The organism is Streptomyces chattanoogensis, assembly GCF_001294335.1.
Classification (GTDB): Bacteria; Actinomycetota; Actinomycetes; order Streptomycetales; family Streptomycetaceae; genus Streptomyces; species Streptomyces chattanoogensis.
This window is the reverse complement of the sequence record NZ_LGKG01000192.1, coordinates 1-14435: the sequence shown is the minus strand read 5'-3', so window position 1 is coordinate 14435 and position 14435 is coordinate 1. Positions and strand designations below refer to the sequence as shown.

Genomic DNA, 14435 nt, shown 5'->3' with positions numbered 1-14435 from the left:
CGCCGGTCAGCGTCACGGCCAGCGGGATTCCGGTGGCATCGCAGATCACGTGGTGCTTGGAGCCCGGCCGTCCCCGGTCGACCGGGCTCCGTCCGGTTTTGGGCCGCCCTTGAGAGGCTGTTGTGTGAGCCTTTGTCAGCCGGGCCGGTCCTCGTCAGAGGGTGTCTGCTCAGATGGGAAGAGGATCCGGCTGAGGAGGTACGGTGCGCGGCCCGGCTCTGGCTGGTTGGCGAGCAGGGGGCCCAGAATTGCGAGCAACTTGTGGTTCATCTCGGCGAGTTCGTCGGGGCTGAGCCAGAGAGTGCCCTGGCGGTAGGAGACCGCGTCGGCGACGGGGTCGGCGTCGTCGCGGTCGAGGTAGGCGTTGAACTCCGCGATCAGCACGGCCATGGCGGCGGCGAAGCCCCGGCGGTGGTCGTCCAGCGACATCGCGGCAGCCGCGTCGATGTCGACCACGGGGCGGTCCTGATGCAGCCGATAGTGCCGCTCGACGGCGCCGCGCACCCGCTGCTCCGCGGCGACCTCCAGGAAGCCCGCCTCGGTTAGCAGGGCGACGTGCCGGTACATGGTCACCTTCGACACCTCGGGCATGCGCGCGCACAGCTGCGAGGTGGTCAGCACCTGGCCGCCGGCGAGCGCGTGCACCACTCGCAGGCGGACAGGGTGGAGGAGCAGGTCGACTGTGTCCATGACGCTACTGTTTCACATGCGATACCGTTATCGAAGTTGAAAACGTAGTGCCGTGGGAGGGGAACATGAGGCAGGCAGTGGGGCGGGCGGTGCAGGTGAACGGTCGGTCCGTCTATGTCGAGGAGTCCGGTGTGGGGCCGGAGTGGGTGGTCTTTGAAGCCGGTCAGGGCCTGGGGCGTACCTGCTGGGACCCAGTGCTGCCGCTGCTGACCGATCGAGGGCGACTGGTGGCCTACGACCGTGCCGGCTTCGGCCGCAGTGGCCGGACAGCGGTGCAACTGGGCATCGACGACATGGCCGCGGACCTGGTCGCCATGGTCGAGGCAGTTGTCCCCGGCCCCTTCGTGCTCGTCGCACACAGCATGGGCGGGCTGGTCGCACGCCGCGCCGTGGAACGTCTGGGGCCACGGCTGCGGGGGCTGTTGCTGCTCGATCCCACGCCGGAGAGCGCGCCCGTCTACAACACTTTCGACCAGACCGTCGCCAAGGTCGACCGTGCCATGGGCGTGACGCAGGCGTTGGTACGGTCCCGCTCGCTGGCCCGCATGGTCAGCGGGAACATCCGCCGGGTCTTCCCGGCGGACACCTACGCGACCATGCTCGCCGAGGACCTCATCCCAGCCGGCATCGCGCAAACGAGGAAAGAGCTCAAGGCCGTGGCCGCAGCCATCCCCCAGCTCCGCGCCGAGCCGCCCGGCCTTCCGGCATGTCCGACCGTCCTGCTTTCGGCATCCCGCCCCGTGAAGGGACGGGGACAGCAGCACGCCGTCATCGCTGAACATCAGCGCCGTTGGGTCCAGACACTGCCGGATGGGCGGTTCGAAAAGGTCGACTCGGGGCACTTCATTCAGGCTGAGCAGCCGGGGATCGTCGCGGACAAGGTCGGACACCTCCTCGACCGGGCTCCGGGCCGGCGCGTCCGGTCGGCCTGAGGGGTGCTGTGCGGGCTTCGCCGGATGTCAGTGTGAGTTGGCCTCTGGGGCGGCTGGTGTCGGCTTGGCGTGGGTGAACAGGCCGGGTTCGGGCTCGGCGAGGATGCCGCGGCCCACCAGGCGTTTCAGTTTGGCGCGGGCGCTTTCGGTGTGCCGCGGCTCGGTGCCCAGGCCGAGCGCCTGGCAGATGTCCTTGGCGCGGAGTCCTTCCTCGGCTTCCTCGATGGCGGCCAGGATCTCTCGGTATCCGGAAGGCAGCGGCTCGGGCGGCGGAGCGCCGTCCTCGGCGGCCGGTTCCCGGATGGTCTGGTGGGTGATCTCCAGACGTCTCAAGGTGTTTTCGGCGGCGGTGAGTTGTTCGGTGAGACGGGCGATCTGGTCACGCAGCCGTTCGGCCGTCGCGCGAACAAGCCGCTGCCGGGTCTCGATCTTGTCCAGGAGTTTCCTCATCGACGCTCCCGCTTCTCGGGGGTGCTGAGCACAAGGCCGGCCGGTCGCGCCAGCTCGGGGCGGAAGCATGGGTGAGACGACGGAGCATGACGTCGACCATGGACCAGCGGATCATCGCCACCGAGCTGGCCGGCCTCGCCTCATAGTCGCGCGCAAGGCGCCGGTGGAGCATGAGGGTGCCCAGGGTCTGCTCGACCACCCACCGTTTGGGTTCCGGCGTAAACCCTCGGGTTCCGGGCTCGCGTTGGACGATCTCCACGTCGATGCCCAGGCGGGCGCCGTGGTCAGCGACGGTGTTCTTGAACCCTGCGTCCACCCACGCCTTGGTCACCGTGGGCGCGGAGGCGGCGACCTTGTCCAGCAACGTGACGCCGATCGCGTTGTCGTGGACACTGGCCGCGACAACGACGACGTCGATGAGCAGGCCCAGGACGTCAGTGGCGATGCCCCGTTTGCGGCCGGGGCTCTTCTTCCCCGCATCCAGCCCGGTCGTCTCCTTGGGCACGTTCGTGGAGGCGCGCACGGTCTGGGTGTCCAAAACGACGGCGGAGGGGTCCTCGCGCCGCTTGCGGCTCTCGCGGACCTCCCGCGCAGCAGGTTGTGGACAGTCTCGGTGGTCCCATCGTCACGCCACTTGGCGAAGTAGTAGTACACGGCCGTGTACGGCGGGAGGTCGTGAGGGAGATAGCGCCATTGGCAGCCGGTGCGAGCCTGGTAAAAGATCGCGTCGACGATCTCCCGCATCTCGTACTGTCCCTCGTGCCCGCTGACCGAGGGGTGTCGGGCCTTCCATGCGGTGATGACCGGCCGGATCAGCTTCCAGGCTTCATCCGACAGGTCGCTCGGGTACGGAACGCGCTCACCCACGACCACCAGCACACCGCAACCACCGCGAACCACAAGCCCCGAAACCGGACAACCCGCCTTCAAGCACTACGAGAGCCGCCCAGGACTCGCACAACACCCTCTGAAAGAGCGTTTTGTCCTGGCGAGGTTGTTTGGTGGCGCTTCGGGTGGTGAGTGGGCCTGAGGCTGCTGAGGCGATAGTGCTCGATGCGGGCTGTGCGACAGATGGCGCCGCACCTCGGCCCGTTTCGGTCGAGTCGCTCCTGTCTGATCCCAAGGCGCCCCTGATTGACGCCCTTTGCGCCCTGTGGACGCGCCGTGCCCGACGGTACTACCGAAACATGACGCGACAACGCCCGTACCCCAGCGACCTGTCCGATGCCCGCTGGGGGTTGATCGGACCCACTCTCACCGCCTGGAGGGCCGAACGCCGGGGTAAGGGTCTGGACATCGGCCGCCCGCCCGAGCACGACCTGCGCCGCATCATGGACGCCATCCTGTACGTCGACCGCACCGGCATCCCCTGGCGGTACCTTCCGCACGACTTCGCTCCGTGGGAGACGGCGTACGGATACTTTGCCGCGTGGCAGAAGGACGGCATTTTCGACCAGCTCAACGGCCTGTTGCGACGCCTGGTGCGTGAGGCTGAAGGCCGGGATGCCGAGCCGAGTGCCTGTGTGCTGGACGCGCAAAGCATCAAGACCTCCGCCAACGTGCCCACAGCCGACCAGGGCATCGACGCCGGCAAGAAAATCGCGGGTCGCAAACGCCACCTCGGCGTCGATACCCTCGGGCTCCTGCTGGCCGTCTGGGTGACTGCCGCCAGCGTCTCCGACAACACAGGCGGCATCCACCTGCTCTCCCAGATCGCCGCCGCAAGCCCTCGTGTGACCAAAGCATGGGCCGACACTGGCTACCGCACGAAAGCCATCGACCACGGCGCCCGACTCGGCATCGACGTCGAAGTCGTCCGCAAAGATCCCGGCATCAAAGGGTTCAAGGTGATCCCCCGACGTTGGGTGGTGGAGCGGACCTTCGGCTGGCTCATGCACCACCGCCGGCTCGCTCGCGACTACGAGAATCACCCCCGCCGCTCCGAAGCCATAATCCACATCGCGATGATCGACCTCATAAGCCGCAGACTCACCCGCGAATCCACCCCGAACTGGCGCGACACCTGAACCTCGAGCCAAACAACCTCGCCAGGACAAAACGCTCTTTGACCGAGCTGGCAGGGTGAGTGCTGCAGTAGGACCTCATCGCTTGATCGTCGTGGTCACTCTCGAAGGGGCGTCCCTTCCAGGATTGAGCGGGCGGAGTTCGCGTAGCGGATGGCGGTGGCGGCGCTGATGCCGAAGACGGCAGCCAGGTGCAGGGGGTCGGGTCCGCGGTCGAGGGCTTCGTCGAGCCAGCGGTCTGCTCGCAGGCGGTCGAGGGTGGCGTTGTGCCCGCGGAACAGGTTGGAGAGGACCGCTGTTCCGCCGCGACCGCCTCGACACATACGCCGAAATCATGGCATCGCAAGCGGCAGAGCTGGCCGCCTCCTGGCACAGCGGCCAGATCGTCCAGATGAAGGAGACCATGGTTGATCTGGCGGCCACCAACCTGGCTCGCTCGATATTCTCCTCCCCGCTGGCCGAGCACGCGGTCGCCGAAGTCCACGAGTCCCTGCCTGTGCTGGCCAAGAACCTCATCCCCCGCACGGTGATGCCCAAGGTGCTCGACCACGTCCCGATTCCCGCCAATCGACGATTCGACAAAGCGGCCGACCGGATGCGCAACGTCATCGACGAGGTGATCGCCCAATACCACGCCCACCCCGAACACCGTGACGACCTGTTGTCGCTGCTGATGGCTGCCCGCCACGACAGCGGGGCCACGATGAGCGATGAGCAGATCCGCGACGAGGCGATCACCCTGTTGTTCGCCGGCACCGAGACCAGCGCCGCCTTCATGGCCTGGGCCCTGTACGAGCTGGCCCGCAATCCCGGCATCGACGCGCGTGTCCACACAGAGATCACCACTGTGGCTGGTGACGGGCTGATCACGCAGGCGAAGGCCGCCAAGCTGACCTACCTGCGCCAAGTTCTGCACGAGGTGATGCGGCTGCACGGTGGCTTGCTGGTCATGCGGCACGCTCACACCGCAGTCACCCTGGGCGGCGTCGACATCCCCGCCGGCACCGAGATCGTCTACAGCCCGCACGGCATGCACCGCGACCCCCGCGTCTTCCCCGACCCGCTGCGCTTCGACCCCGACCGATGGCTCCCCGAGACTGCCGCCAAGATCCCCACCGGGGCATGCCTGCCATTCAGCGCGGGCCGCCACCAGTGCGTTGGCGAGTCGTTCGGCTGGACCGAGATGACCATTGCCCTGGCCACCATCCTGCGCGACTGGCAGCTGACCATCGCCCCCGGCAAGCCGCCCAAAGAGACGGTTGCCGGCATCGTCCAGCTCAACCGCCTACCGATGATCGTCCAGCCACGCCATCAGACACCCCACGCACCGGGCGACGGGCCCGCCCGAGCCTGAAACAGTAGATAAGCTAACAAACAGGGCAGAACATGACATCCTCCATCGCCGTGCCCGCCACGGCAGGAAACGCCGTGCCGAAACGATCTCCGTTCCAGCCGCTGACCTGAGGATTCACGAAACCGCGAGCACAGCCGTTTTCAAAGATCCTCATCATCAGCCGGTTCCTCGACGGCATGTACCTCACCGACACTCTCGCCGACCTCGCAGACGACCGCGCCCGGGGCGTAGTGGCCCTGCCGGACGAGATCCTCGATGCGTTTCCGGGCGCCGAGGCCGATCTGCTGGCCCGGCGCTGGACGCCGCCCGTGCGAGACCTGATCGGCCGGAGGACTGATGAAGGATCTTCCTCTAACCGCCCCGCCCCTTAAGTCGCCTCCGCACGATGCACCCCTGGGCGGGCCGGTCCATGGGTCTCCGTAAGTCTTCTGGGACGAGCGAGTGTCCGAAGACATTGCAGGCCAGTCAGCGAGACGGCGCTGGAGAGAACTCGTACTGCAGCTCGAAGAGGTGCGCTGCCTCCACCGCGTCGGTCACGATCACCGGCCGGTCCCCGGCGCTGTATCCCACACGGAAAGTGCGCAGCACCGGCACTGTGGCGGGCAGCGGCATCAAGGTGTTCTGCTCCTGGGTAGGGACCTGGGCGGTGATCGTGTCCACGCACCGCAAGGTGGCGTAGCCGAGCCGGGTGAGAAGGGAGGGGATGCCGCCGCGGATGAGGCGACCACCGGTGATCGGAGTCCCGTTGGCGATCTCGTGCGGGAAGAACACCTTGATCAGGGCTGCCGTCTCCCCGTCGAAGGTCAACAAAAGGTGACGCATGACGACTGATTGGCCAGAGGTCAGTTGGAGAGCTTCGGCAATCCGGGCCGGAGGTTCGGGCAGGACCGCGATCTCCAAGAGGGTGAAGCGGGCATCGATCCCGCGCCTGCGAAGCTCGACTATCCACGGGAAGGGACTTCCCGGGCCGGCGAGCGACATTCCTTGGGCAGGACGCATGGTCTGGCGGTGGTCCCTCACCACCGCGTCGCCGCTGGCGTGCGGTTCGGTGAGGCGTCCGTGCTGGTGACGCCGGTCAGGGATTACGGGCAGATCTGCTGCCGGGTCCATCGGCTGATGGGCCGTCGCCATACCGGGCCTCCCACATCACTTCAGAGTCAACGAACCTCTGTTATTACGGGACTTGGCATTGCGCTGCCAGGGAGCCCTTTCGGCCACGGCCCAGCGGTCACGCGTCTGCCCGGCCTCGGGGCGGCCGGATCCTTGGCAGGCCGAAGCCCGCCATCTGCTTCTCCTCGTAGGAGAGGAAACCCAGCTGCCGGTAGAAAGCGTGGTTCCGCTTCCCCTCCGGTGTCGATTCATGGTCGGTGGACAGCAGGAAGAAGCGACAGTGCGCGTATCGCTCCTTCAGACGTTCAAGCAATGCGCGTCCGATGCCCCGCCGGTGGAACTTCGGGTTGACCAACAGGTCCTGCACGTAGCAGATGCTCTCGTCATCGGAGACCGTTCTGGCCAGCCCGAGAAGTCCGCCTGACTCATCTCGGGCAGTGATGACCAGGTGTGAGTTCGCCAGGCCGCGGCAGAGGCTGTCCACGTCGCGGGTGTAGCCCCGCCACCCGACCGAGTCGTAGAGCTCGACCACCTCCTTCGGGTCGAACGCGGTTTCTTCCGTAAGGACCACGCTGGACTCTCTCCCATCCCACTCAGCCTCCTCCCCTCTATACGGCGACCAGCCCTCGTTGCGTGCACCTTCCCGAACGAGGCAGCCGCCCCAGGCAGCCCTCGGGCCGCCCTCCGCTCCTGGCGTCAGCCTTCCCTCCGGCACGCCGGGCACGGCACCGACTCGTCCCGGGTCCGGGCCGAGACCCGGATGACCTCGCCTCTGTCTTCCGCCACCTACTCGACGACCGGCGCCGAAAGCACCGAAAACACCACGCTCACAAGCTCGTTGACGTCTTGCACACCGCATCAACGAGGACGATCACCCTTCGTTACCACCGAATACGGGACAGAGCCGAATGAGATTTACAGTCCCCCCAAGGACCAGGGGCTGATGCGGCGGATCAAGGAACGATGGCAGCCCGGCACCTGCGGCGACCCCTACTGCCGTTACCACGCCAACTAACCGAGACCGCCATGCCCAGAGGGCCCAGAGGCAGGCGAGAGCCCGGCAGAGATCACGCGGCTGTACGACGTGACGGTGCGCCTCCCGCACTGAGCACCAGCGCGCTGAACACGAAGGAGCCCCGGACGCACTGTCCGGGTCCTTGCTGTTCGGGGGTCAGGCCAGGAGGAATGGCGTGGCGGTGGCGGCGCCGAGGGATGCGCCAGCCACCGTCTGGGCGACGGTGTGGTATGTCAGTGCCACACGGGACCAGCACACGGCTGCGGTGAGGATGTAGGCGAGCAGCCACCACAGGGAGTGGACGACGGCGAGCATCGCGACGACGGCGGAGGCGACCGCGCTGTCCACGCTGATCTTCCAGACCAGGTTGATGGTCAGGAGTCCGATGGTCATGGCCCACAGGGCGAGCATCGCGATGAGGATGCTGGTCGGCGCATGTCCAAGGGCCATGGCGAGCGAACCGAGGCCGATGGATGCCAGGATGACCACGAAGATGGGGGCCCGCTTCGTGCGGTCCACCACGTGACGGTCGCCCCAGGTGCCCCTCCTACGCTCCCACTCGATGTAGGCCGCGGGGATGATGCCAGCACACAGCGCGCCGAGCAGACCCCAAGGGATGCCGGTCCAGTCGCCAGCGGCTGCGACGCCGATGCCCAGCATGCCGGCCAGCAGAACGTTGCGGGGCTGCAGTATGTCGGTGACGGCCCTGGCCGCCGTGGTGATGGTCATGCGGTTGCTCCTGCGGCGGCGAGCAGGGCGCTGCGCCTGGGACGGGTCGTTAGCCAGATCCACGCACGGGAGCTCACCACGGGTGAGGTCCCCTGGCACTGGATCGACACCCTGACCAACGAATACGGCAAGGACCCCGACGTTACCGCGCTGATGGACTCCACCGAGATGTGGGTCGTCCCGATCTGTACCGTGGCGGGCAACTGATCGTGATCAACACCGCGAACAGCAGCATCCGCTACCACGGCAAGATCGCCGAGTACGGCACCTACTCGCGACTCCATGCGGAAATGGCTGAGGACATCGACGACGTCATCTTCGACGGCGGCCCCCTTCGGGTCTTCAAGGGCGACCGCCTGGTCATCATCGATTGCACCCAGGGCAACAAGGTCATCTACGACGGCAGGATCCTCGCCCACGGCGGCTACACCAGCCTCCCCGCCACCTGGGTCAGCTGACCTATCCGCCCTCACGGGCCCCGGCGACCGTGCGCCGCCGGGGCCCGTCCCGTGCCCGGCCCGATACGCGAACCACGGTGGCGCGGGACAGGCCTTCTCTGACATTGCTCCCCTGGAAATCAAGGTGCGGGCACTGCTGACCCGCAATGTCCTGGAAAGAGGTGTGTCTTCTGGCCTGGCATAGCGGCAACCGGCGTTCGCGCCTACCGGCGGACTGGCCGCTCAGTCGCCTGTCCGTGTTGAAGCGCGACGGCGTCCAGTGCGTGGCCATCCTGCGGGACGCGGGCACGCGGGCACGCGGGCACGCGGGGGCGCGGTGCGCGGCACCGGCCACTGACGTGGACCACATCGTCCCTGGGGGCGATCATGACCCGGCGAACCTTCAGGCGTTGTGCCGGTGGCATCACGCGCGGACGTCCAGCGCGGAGAGTGCGGCGGCCAGGGACGGCGTCCGTCGCGGAAGCGGGCGGAGAGGCCGCACCCTGGCGAGTTGTGATGGGGTGGCGGTTTGCGTTCGCCTGTCCCTGGCTCTTGTCAGGTCAGGGTGCCAGGCAGTTAGAGCCGGGGATTTCGCTAGGGACGCCGGGGCTGGCGGGGTCCACGAGAGAGGTGACGTCACCGGCGGACTCGGCGAGACAGGTGATCGTCCCAACGGGGTCTGGAACGGCGCTGGCGGGCGTAGCGAGAACGCCGATGAATGCGGCAACTCCGAGTGCGAGGACAGCGATGCGTCGCATGAACGACCCTTTCGTTTGGCCTAGTTGGTTCGCGCGAGGACACCCCGCTTCCGCAGGGCCCGGGCATCGCCCCGGGGGCCTCTCGCTGGGCACGGCTTCGCCGCATCTTCGGTGCAGCACCATCCTCTTCATAACGTCGGGCAGTCCACCTCCGATTGAGAATCAGTCACACTTCTGTGGTCGGTTCAGTTGCGGATTAGCGCGATAGGTGGCGAGCCGAGCGCGATAGGTGGCGGTGTGTCGCCACCCGCACGAACATCGGCCCCGTGCTGGAGGGCGACGCCTACTTCGACCTGCGGTTCCCCTGGGCACCTCAACTGGCCGCACCACCCGCGCCCACGTCGATGGCCTGGAACCCGCCCTGGGCATGGCCTGTATCCACGAGCCCGGCAGCGGCACCGCATGGATCCAACGGGAGCTATGGCCGGAAACTGACCACTCGCAAGAGTGGTTGAGCCGGTGAGCCGTTTTTCGCATTTGAGGCAGGGGAGCCTGCACCGGTCCTGACCGTCTCCCATGAGCCAGTCCTCCCTCTTGCATCCGGGAGGCTTGCCTTGTCCCATCCCATCCGGCGTCTGCGGCCGACCACGGCCTCATGGTCCAGGTGAGGTGGGCCTCGCTTTCTCTGCACCAACTTGCTGTCCCCCGCCCGCAGAACCCCGCCCTGGTGGCGGGCTCGGCGCCGCGAGCACCGGCCGTCCGGGCCGGACCAGCGGTTTCCGGCACCGCACGACAACATCACCGACCCCAGGAGAGAGATCATGGCGCCTCAGCATGCGACACCAATCCCTGACATCCCCGGCGGCACGAGATTTGCCCGTCCGGTCGTCTCAGCCGTGGCAACCATCGCGATGGCCGGTGCACTGCTGGTGCCCCTGGGGCAGACCCCGGCGTACGCCGCTGACTGCGCCAAGACCTACACCACTCCTGGCACCTACACCTGCACCATGCCGCAGGGCGTCACCGAGGTCACCGTCAACCTCGTCGGCGCCGGTGGTGGCGGCGGCGGGGCCGGCGGCTGGGGGCAGACCGGCGGCAATGGTTCCTCCGACATCGGGGGAGGCGCCGGCGGGGCCGGCGGCGGAGGCGGCAGCGGAGGCTACGTGTACAGCTGCGTGATCGATGTGTCCAGCATCAAGTCGCTGACCGTCATGGTAGGTGCCGGTGGCTCGGGCGGCGGCGGAGGCCACAACGGTGTCCGGGGCGGCGGAGGCGGAGCGTCGGCGCCACGCGTCGGCGGCCTGACCAGGATCAAAACCCCTGACGGCACCGAGCTGGCCACCGCATACGGAGGCGGCATCGGTGCCGGCGGCGGAGGCGGCGCCCCCGGCGTCGGCGATCAGACCGGTACAGGAGGGGGCGCAGGCGGCGGCAGCAGCCCCGGCAGCCCTGGTACGAAGGGTGCGGCGGGCAAGGGCGGCGAAGGTTACAGCGGCGGAGGCAACGGCGGCGCCGGACAGAGCTCCAGCGACGGTGTTACCCACGGCGGCGCCGGCGGAAGTGGCCTGGGCGTCGACGTATACGGGGCTAATTGCAGGGGGAAGAGTGGTAGCGGGGCCCCGGGCGATCGAGGCGGTGACGGTGCTGGGTACAGCGGCGTCAACCAAGGCGGCGCCGGTGTCAGCCCTGGCAACCCCTACGCTCCGCCCATCCCCGCGCAGTGCAGTGGCTTTGGAGGCGGTGGGGGCGGCGGAGGCGCCGGCGGCGCCGGCGGCAAGGGCGCCTCCGGCGGCACCGACGGCCAAAGGACTGGCGGGGGAAGCGACTCCGGCGGCGCGGGCGGATCCGGCGGCAACGGCTGCGCCCTGCTGTCCTGGTGAACACAAGGCCGACCTGCTGAGCGCAACACCGCTTCCTCCAGGGCAGATCACCAATTCGCATGCCTGATCCGGACCGTGAGGGGGCGCCCGTCTTGCCGTAGGCGCGGTCACGCTGCGCAGCGGCCCTTTCCCGGCGACTTGCAGTACAGCAAGGACCGGCCGGGCAGCCGCTGCTGTAGCGCCGTGGGAATTCGTTGACGGCAGGGGCGGTTGGCGCATTCACTTGATCCGTCGCGTGCCCCGCGCCGCCTGTCTTCAGCTTTGCGGAGTTCCCTGCGTGACCAGTGTGCCGTCATGGTTCCCGATCGCCGCGGTAGCCACCATCATCCTCGGCCTCTTCGTTGCCCCGCTGCTCGCGCGTCGCCAGGAGAACGGCAAGCTCCAGGCCGGCGCCGAGGCGGATCTGCGCGCCCTGGTGGTGGACCTGCGTGCCGACGTCGTCCACGCCCGCCAGGAGCTGGACCGCAACTCGACGTACGTGTCCGATCCCTTTACCGGGCAGCCGTTGGTCGACTTTGCGGCGAAGGCAGTCGGTCTCGCACGGAAGCTTCCGCCGCGCCGTCAGCGCAAGGTCGTCGCCGCGCTCGTTGTCCTTGTCGGCCAGTGGCGGATCGAACTGGCCGAGGACATCGGCCCAACGTGGCTGCGGAGCCGCGAAGCGCTCGCGAAAGGGGAGGACGCCGCGCTGGCCCCGACGTCCGGGCTCATGGATGAGCCGAAGCTGGACTTCGTCATGGCCAACCACCAGGCCCGGGCAATCAAGGCGGGCGATGAGCACGATGGGCTGCTTGGGAAGATGCGCACGGCGCAGCTCCCGGATGCCGAGCACCCGACGGCGCTCGCGGCCGTCGACCGGCTCCTGACCGTCGTTGGCGGTTCGCACCGGCTCGGCCATACATCATGGCGGAAGGTTTTGCGCCGTATGCCCCTGTCCGAACGTCGGCTAGACCGCCTAGGGCGGTGAGCACCCAACTGGCCAACGAGGGCTGGCCCGGCCATTTCCGCAGGTCGGCTGCTCGTCGGCATGCTCGGCGCAAGCCGAGTCCGACAGTGGCTCCTGAAGGACTCCGCCTGCGCCGTTGAATCACCTGCTCGGCACTTAGCCGGCTGAGCGTGCGAGTTGGCCGTACGGGCCAAGTCCGGCGCCCAGTCTCATCGATGCTGAGCGGGATGGTTGGCCGGCTTCGTCAACGATCCCGCTCATTGCCCGGCCTGTGCCTTCTTCTCCCCTCTCACGGGTCCGCCGGGGTATCGGCGGTCCTGCTCGTCTCTCTGCCCACGTGCAATGACGGGCAGGCCGTCCGTGGTCGCCAGGCTCAGGAGGAAGTTGGCGCTGCGGAATGTGGCGGGCTGACTGTGGCGTTGGGAGCGAGAGCGGTGTCGGGCACACGGCGGAGCGTGGCATGCCCAGCCCGAGCGCTGGGGCGGATCCATCCACTTTTTGCCAGTTGTCCTCTGTCATCCAATCGAGGCGGTTGACAGCGAACCCAGTCGTTTCGGCTTTCTTGTCAGCGAACCACGCTGTGCGTGAGGAGCGCTCCAGCGAATGGGGCACTGCTCACACACAGCGCAAACCTCAGGCATCGGAGCTGAAGGTCTCCTCCGTCACGCCGCACCACCCTTGGCGTCCCCGGGCTTCTCATCGTCGACGATCTCGGCGTCCACCACGTCGTCTTCGGGCTTGGCCTGCTGACCTCGGTCCGAAGCTTCATCCGGGGCGGCACCCATGGCCTTCTGCGCTTGCTCCTTCAACTCGTTGGCCTTGTCCTGGAACTGGTCTTTGATACCCATGACGCTCCTCACAACGTGTTTTGCGGACTCTTTCCCAGGAACTCACCACGCGAGCTGTCCGCCCTCTCGACGTCCGCCATTCGGGTGATCGGAGAGTGAGCTGGGAATCACTCAAAGATCCTTTGCCAACCAACCCAGTCCACGCAGGTCAGCTCAAGCCAGCACGACCGGCTTCGTTGTTGTAGGGTCTCGTCGCCGGTGGTCAAACGCGCGCCCGTTACCGGTTGGTTCTTGGGCTGTCTCATGCCGTGGCCACGCTGCTCGGTCTCTCGAACGTGGCCGGCCTTCGCCCCGGAACGCCATGGCAGTGGTCGCATCACCCCATCGGGTGTTGGCGTCCGAGGCCCTGACCAGCCTGTCTCAGTTGGGTGTGGCTTCTTTCTATGAGCCTCGCAGTGCCCCGGCAGTAGCGGCAATACTCCTCACGCTTCGCGACAAGCGCGGGGTTCCTGCGCTGAAGCGCAGTATGCCGAACCATGAGAGTGAGCCAGAACTGTGATCAGTCCGCTGGGGTAGGAGGTCAAGTCCCCTCCGAGGCGCGGTACGGGATCTGAAGGGAGTGTTCCTCCAAGCTGCGGAGGATCACTCGCCCGTCTCGTACCTGGTTGATCAGAAACAGCTCCCGCGTCCGGCAGTCCGGGCAGAGACTGGCCACGACCAACGGCCAGAGATCGACTGGCCGACCTGAGGGATCGCTGTCGACGTAGATCCGGTCCGGGCGCAGAGGGTAGGTGGTCGACCGGTCGAACGGTTCCCAGCTCGGATGGCTCCCTCGGAGTCTCAGGCCCACGGTGCGATAAGAGCTTCTCACGCAATGTGAGTAGCCGTGTCTTTCGGGTGGGTGGGTCGGTTATCCGGGTGTGAGTGCGCGGAACCCTCAACCGTGGCTGGTTGACGATGAGTTGTGGTCGAGGATCGAGCCGTTGTTGCCGGCCCAGCCGTGTCAGCACGGGCGTCCCGGCCGGAAGAGGGTGCTGGAGGACCGCAAGATCCTGTGCGGCATCCTGTTCGTCCTCTACACCGGCATCCAGTGGGAGTGGCTGCCCTCCGAGCTGGGCTTCGGCTCGGGCATGACGTGCTGGCGCAGACTGCGGGACTGGAACAACGCAGGCGTCTGGCAGCGCCTGCACGAAGTACTGCCGGCCGAACTGCGGGCCAAAGGCCGCCTGGACTTGTCGCGGGCGGTGATCGACAGCTCCCACATCCGGGCTCTCAAGGGCGGCCCCAAACCGGACGGAGCCCGGTCGACCGGGGACGGCCGGGCTCCAAGCACCACGTGATCTGCGATGCCACCGGAATCCCGCTGGCCGTGACGCTGACCGGCG

Annotated in this window: 15 protein-coding genes and 3 pseudogenes; 9 read left to right on the top strand and 9 right to left on the bottom strand. The window is 67.3% G+C overall.

Annotated elements, in window-relative coordinates; translation table 11 throughout:
* Both ADL29_RS43175 and ADL29_RS36235 read right to left on the bottom strand, forming a co-directional pair.
* A pseudogene (locus ADL29_RS43175) lies at positions 1-94 on the bottom strand (IS5/IS1182 family transposase); the annotation flags it as partial.
* A 41-nt stretch (positions 95-135) separates the two neighbouring features.
* A complete protein-coding gene (locus tag ADL29_RS36235; protein WP_053927763.1) occupies positions 136-690 on the bottom strand; it encodes a helix-turn-helix domain-containing protein in 555 nt (184 codons plus the stop codon).
* Positions 691-755: 65 nt separating this feature from the next.
* Between ADL29_RS36235 and ADL29_RS36230 the strand changes: the two genes are divergently transcribed.
* Positions 756-1622, top strand: coding sequence for an alpha/beta fold hydrolase (locus ADL29_RS36230; protein ID WP_078971556.1), 867 nt, complete (start codon positions 756-758; stop codon positions 1620-1622).
* 27 nt (positions 1623-1649) lie between these two features.
* Here ADL29_RS36230 and ADL29_RS36225 read toward each other — a convergent pair whose 3' ends face one another.
* Together ADL29_RS36225 and ADL29_RS36220 are read right to left on the bottom strand one after the other, a co-directional pair.
* The gene (locus ADL29_RS36225; RefSeq protein ID WP_053927761.1) at positions 1650-2072 is read right to left on the bottom strand and encodes a hypothetical protein; all 423 of its coding nucleotides are present in this window, start codon (positions 2070-2072) and stop codon (positions 1650-1652) included.
* Positions 2073-2118: 46 nt separating this feature from the next.
* Positions 2119-2939 (bottom strand): annotated as a pseudogene (locus tag ADL29_RS36220) (IS5 family transposase); the annotation flags it as partial.
* Positions 2940-3259: 320 nt separating this feature from the next.
* Here ADL29_RS36220 and ADL29_RS36215 point away from each other — a divergent pair.
* Positions 3260-4099 (top strand): IS5 family transposase, encoded by an 840-nt coding sequence (locus ADL29_RS36215; RefSeq protein ID WP_053927760.1) that lies wholly within the window; start codon positions 3260-3262, stop codon positions 4097-4099.
* 95 nt (positions 4100-4194) lie between these two features.
* Here ADL29_RS36215 and ADL29_RS36210 read toward each other — a convergent pair whose 3' ends face one another.
* Positions 4195-4419 carry a hypothetical protein gene (locus ADL29_RS36210; RefSeq protein ID WP_053927759.1) on the bottom strand — a complete coding sequence of 75 codons (225 nt, stop codon included), beginning with the start codon at positions 4417-4419 and terminating at the stop codon, positions 4195-4197.
* 11 nt (positions 4420-4430) lie between these two features.
* On the opposite strand from ADL29_RS36210, the gene ADL29_RS36205 reads away from it, so the two are divergent.
* A complete protein-coding gene (locus ADL29_RS36205; protein ID WP_053927758.1) occupies positions 4431-5450 on the top strand; it encodes a cytochrome P450 in 1020 nt (339 codons plus the stop codon).
* 176 nt (positions 5451-5626) lie between these two features.
* Entirely contained in the window at positions 5627-5821 is a 195-nt protein-coding gene (locus ADL29_RS36200; RefSeq protein ID WP_053927757.1) for a hypothetical protein, read from the top strand.
* Between the two features lie 94 nt (positions 5822-5915).
* Here ADL29_RS36200 and ADL29_RS36195 read toward each other — a convergent pair whose 3' ends face one another.
* From ADL29_RS36195 to ADL29_RS36185, 3 genes are all read right to left on the bottom strand, one after another.
* Positions 5916-6431, bottom strand: coding sequence for a UTRA domain-containing protein (locus ADL29_RS36195; RefSeq protein WP_281182012.1), 516 nt, complete (start codon positions 6429-6431; stop codon positions 5916-5918).
* 247 nt (positions 6432-6678) lie between these two features.
* On the bottom strand, positions 6679-7044 hold the full coding sequence (locus ADL29_RS43170) for a GNAT family N-acetyltransferase (RefSeq protein WP_245689787.1): 366 nt from the start codon (positions 7042-7044) through the stop codon (positions 6679-6681).
* A gap of 687 nt (positions 7045-7731) precedes the next feature.
* The gene (locus ADL29_RS36185; protein WP_053927754.1) at positions 7732-8304 is read right to left on the bottom strand and encodes a phosphatase PAP2 family protein; all 573 of its coding nucleotides are present in this window, start codon (positions 8302-8304) and stop codon (positions 7732-7734) included.
* On the opposite strand from ADL29_RS36185, the gene ADL29_RS45820 reads away from it, so the two are divergent.
* The 4 genes from ADL29_RS45820 to ADL29_RS45810 all read left to right on the top strand — a co-directional run bounded on the left by ADL29_RS45820 (position 8260) and on the right by ADL29_RS45810 (position 12283).
* Positions 8260-8511, top strand: coding sequence for a M14 family zinc carboxypeptidase (locus ADL29_RS45820; protein ID WP_245689786.1), 252 nt, complete (start codon positions 8260-8262; stop codon positions 8509-8511). The two genes, ADL29_RS36185 and ADL29_RS45820, sit on opposite strands and share 45 nt — an antisense overlap.
* A 2-nt stretch (positions 8512-8513) precedes the next feature.
* The gene (locus tag ADL29_RS36180) at positions 8514-8762 is read left to right on the top strand and encodes a hypothetical protein (protein WP_157878667.1); all 249 of its coding nucleotides are present in this window, start codon (positions 8514-8516) and stop codon (positions 8760-8762) included.
* Positions 8763-10335: 1573 nt separating this feature from the next.
* Positions 10336-11319 (top strand): hypothetical protein, encoded by a 984-nt coding sequence (locus ADL29_RS46180; protein ID WP_053927752.1) that lies wholly within the window; start codon positions 10336-10338, stop codon positions 11317-11319.
* A 277-nt stretch (positions 11320-11596) separates the two neighbouring features.
* Positions 11597-12283, top strand: coding sequence for a hypothetical protein (locus tag ADL29_RS45810; protein ID WP_245689785.1), 687 nt, complete (start codon positions 11597-11599; stop codon positions 12281-12283).
* A gap of 641 nt (positions 12284-12924) precedes the next feature.
* On the opposite strand, the gene ADL29_RS36165 is transcribed toward ADL29_RS45810, so the two are convergent.
* Positions 12925-13110 carry a hypothetical protein gene (locus ADL29_RS36165; RefSeq protein ID WP_053927751.1) on the bottom strand — a complete coding sequence of 62 codons (186 nt, stop codon included), beginning with the start codon at positions 13108-13110 and terminating at the stop codon, positions 12925-12927.
* Positions 13111-13970: 860 nt separating this feature from the next.
* Here ADL29_RS36165 and ADL29_RS36160 point away from each other — a divergent pair.
* A pseudogene (locus ADL29_RS36160) lies at positions 13971-14435 on the top strand (IS5 family transposase); the annotation flags it as partial.

Coding starts and splice junctions, on each gene's coding strand:
- ADL29_RS36235 (WP_053927763.1), bottom strand. CDS start 690: ATGGACACAGTCGACCTGCTCCTCCACCCTGTCCGCCTGCGAGTGGTG.
- ADL29_RS36230 (WP_078971556.1), top strand. CDS start 756: ATGAGGCAGGCAGTGGGGCGGGCGGTGCAGGTGAACGGTCGGTCCGTC.
- ADL29_RS36225 (WP_053927761.1), bottom strand. CDS start 2,072: ATGAGGAAACTCCTGGACAAGATCGAGACCCGGCAGCGGCTTGTTCGC.
- ADL29_RS36215 (WP_053927760.1), top strand. CDS start 3,260: ATGACGCGACAACGCCCGTACCCCAGCGACCTGTCCGATGCCCGCTGG.
- ADL29_RS36210 (WP_053927759.1), bottom strand. CDS start 4,419: ATGTGTCGAGGCGGTCGCGGCGGAACAGCGGTCCTCTCCAACCTGTTC.
- ADL29_RS36205 (WP_053927758.1), top strand. CDS start 4,431: ATGGCATCGCAAGCGGCAGAGCTGGCCGCCTCCTGGCACAGCGGCCAG.
- ADL29_RS36200 (WP_053927757.1), top strand. CDS start 5,627: ATGTACCTCACCGACACTCTCGCCGACCTCGCAGACGACCGCGCCCGG.
- ADL29_RS36195 (WP_281182012.1), bottom strand. CDS start 6,431: ATGTCGCTCGCCGGCCCGGGAAGTCCCTTCCCGTGGATAGTCGAGCTT.
- ADL29_RS36185 (WP_053927754.1), bottom strand. CDS start 8,304: ATGACCATCACCACGGCGGCCAGGGCCGTCACCGACATACTGCAGCCC.
- ADL29_RS36165 (WP_053927751.1), bottom strand. CDS start 13,110: ATGGGTATCAAAGACCAGTTCCAGGACAAGGCCAACGAGTTGAAGGAG.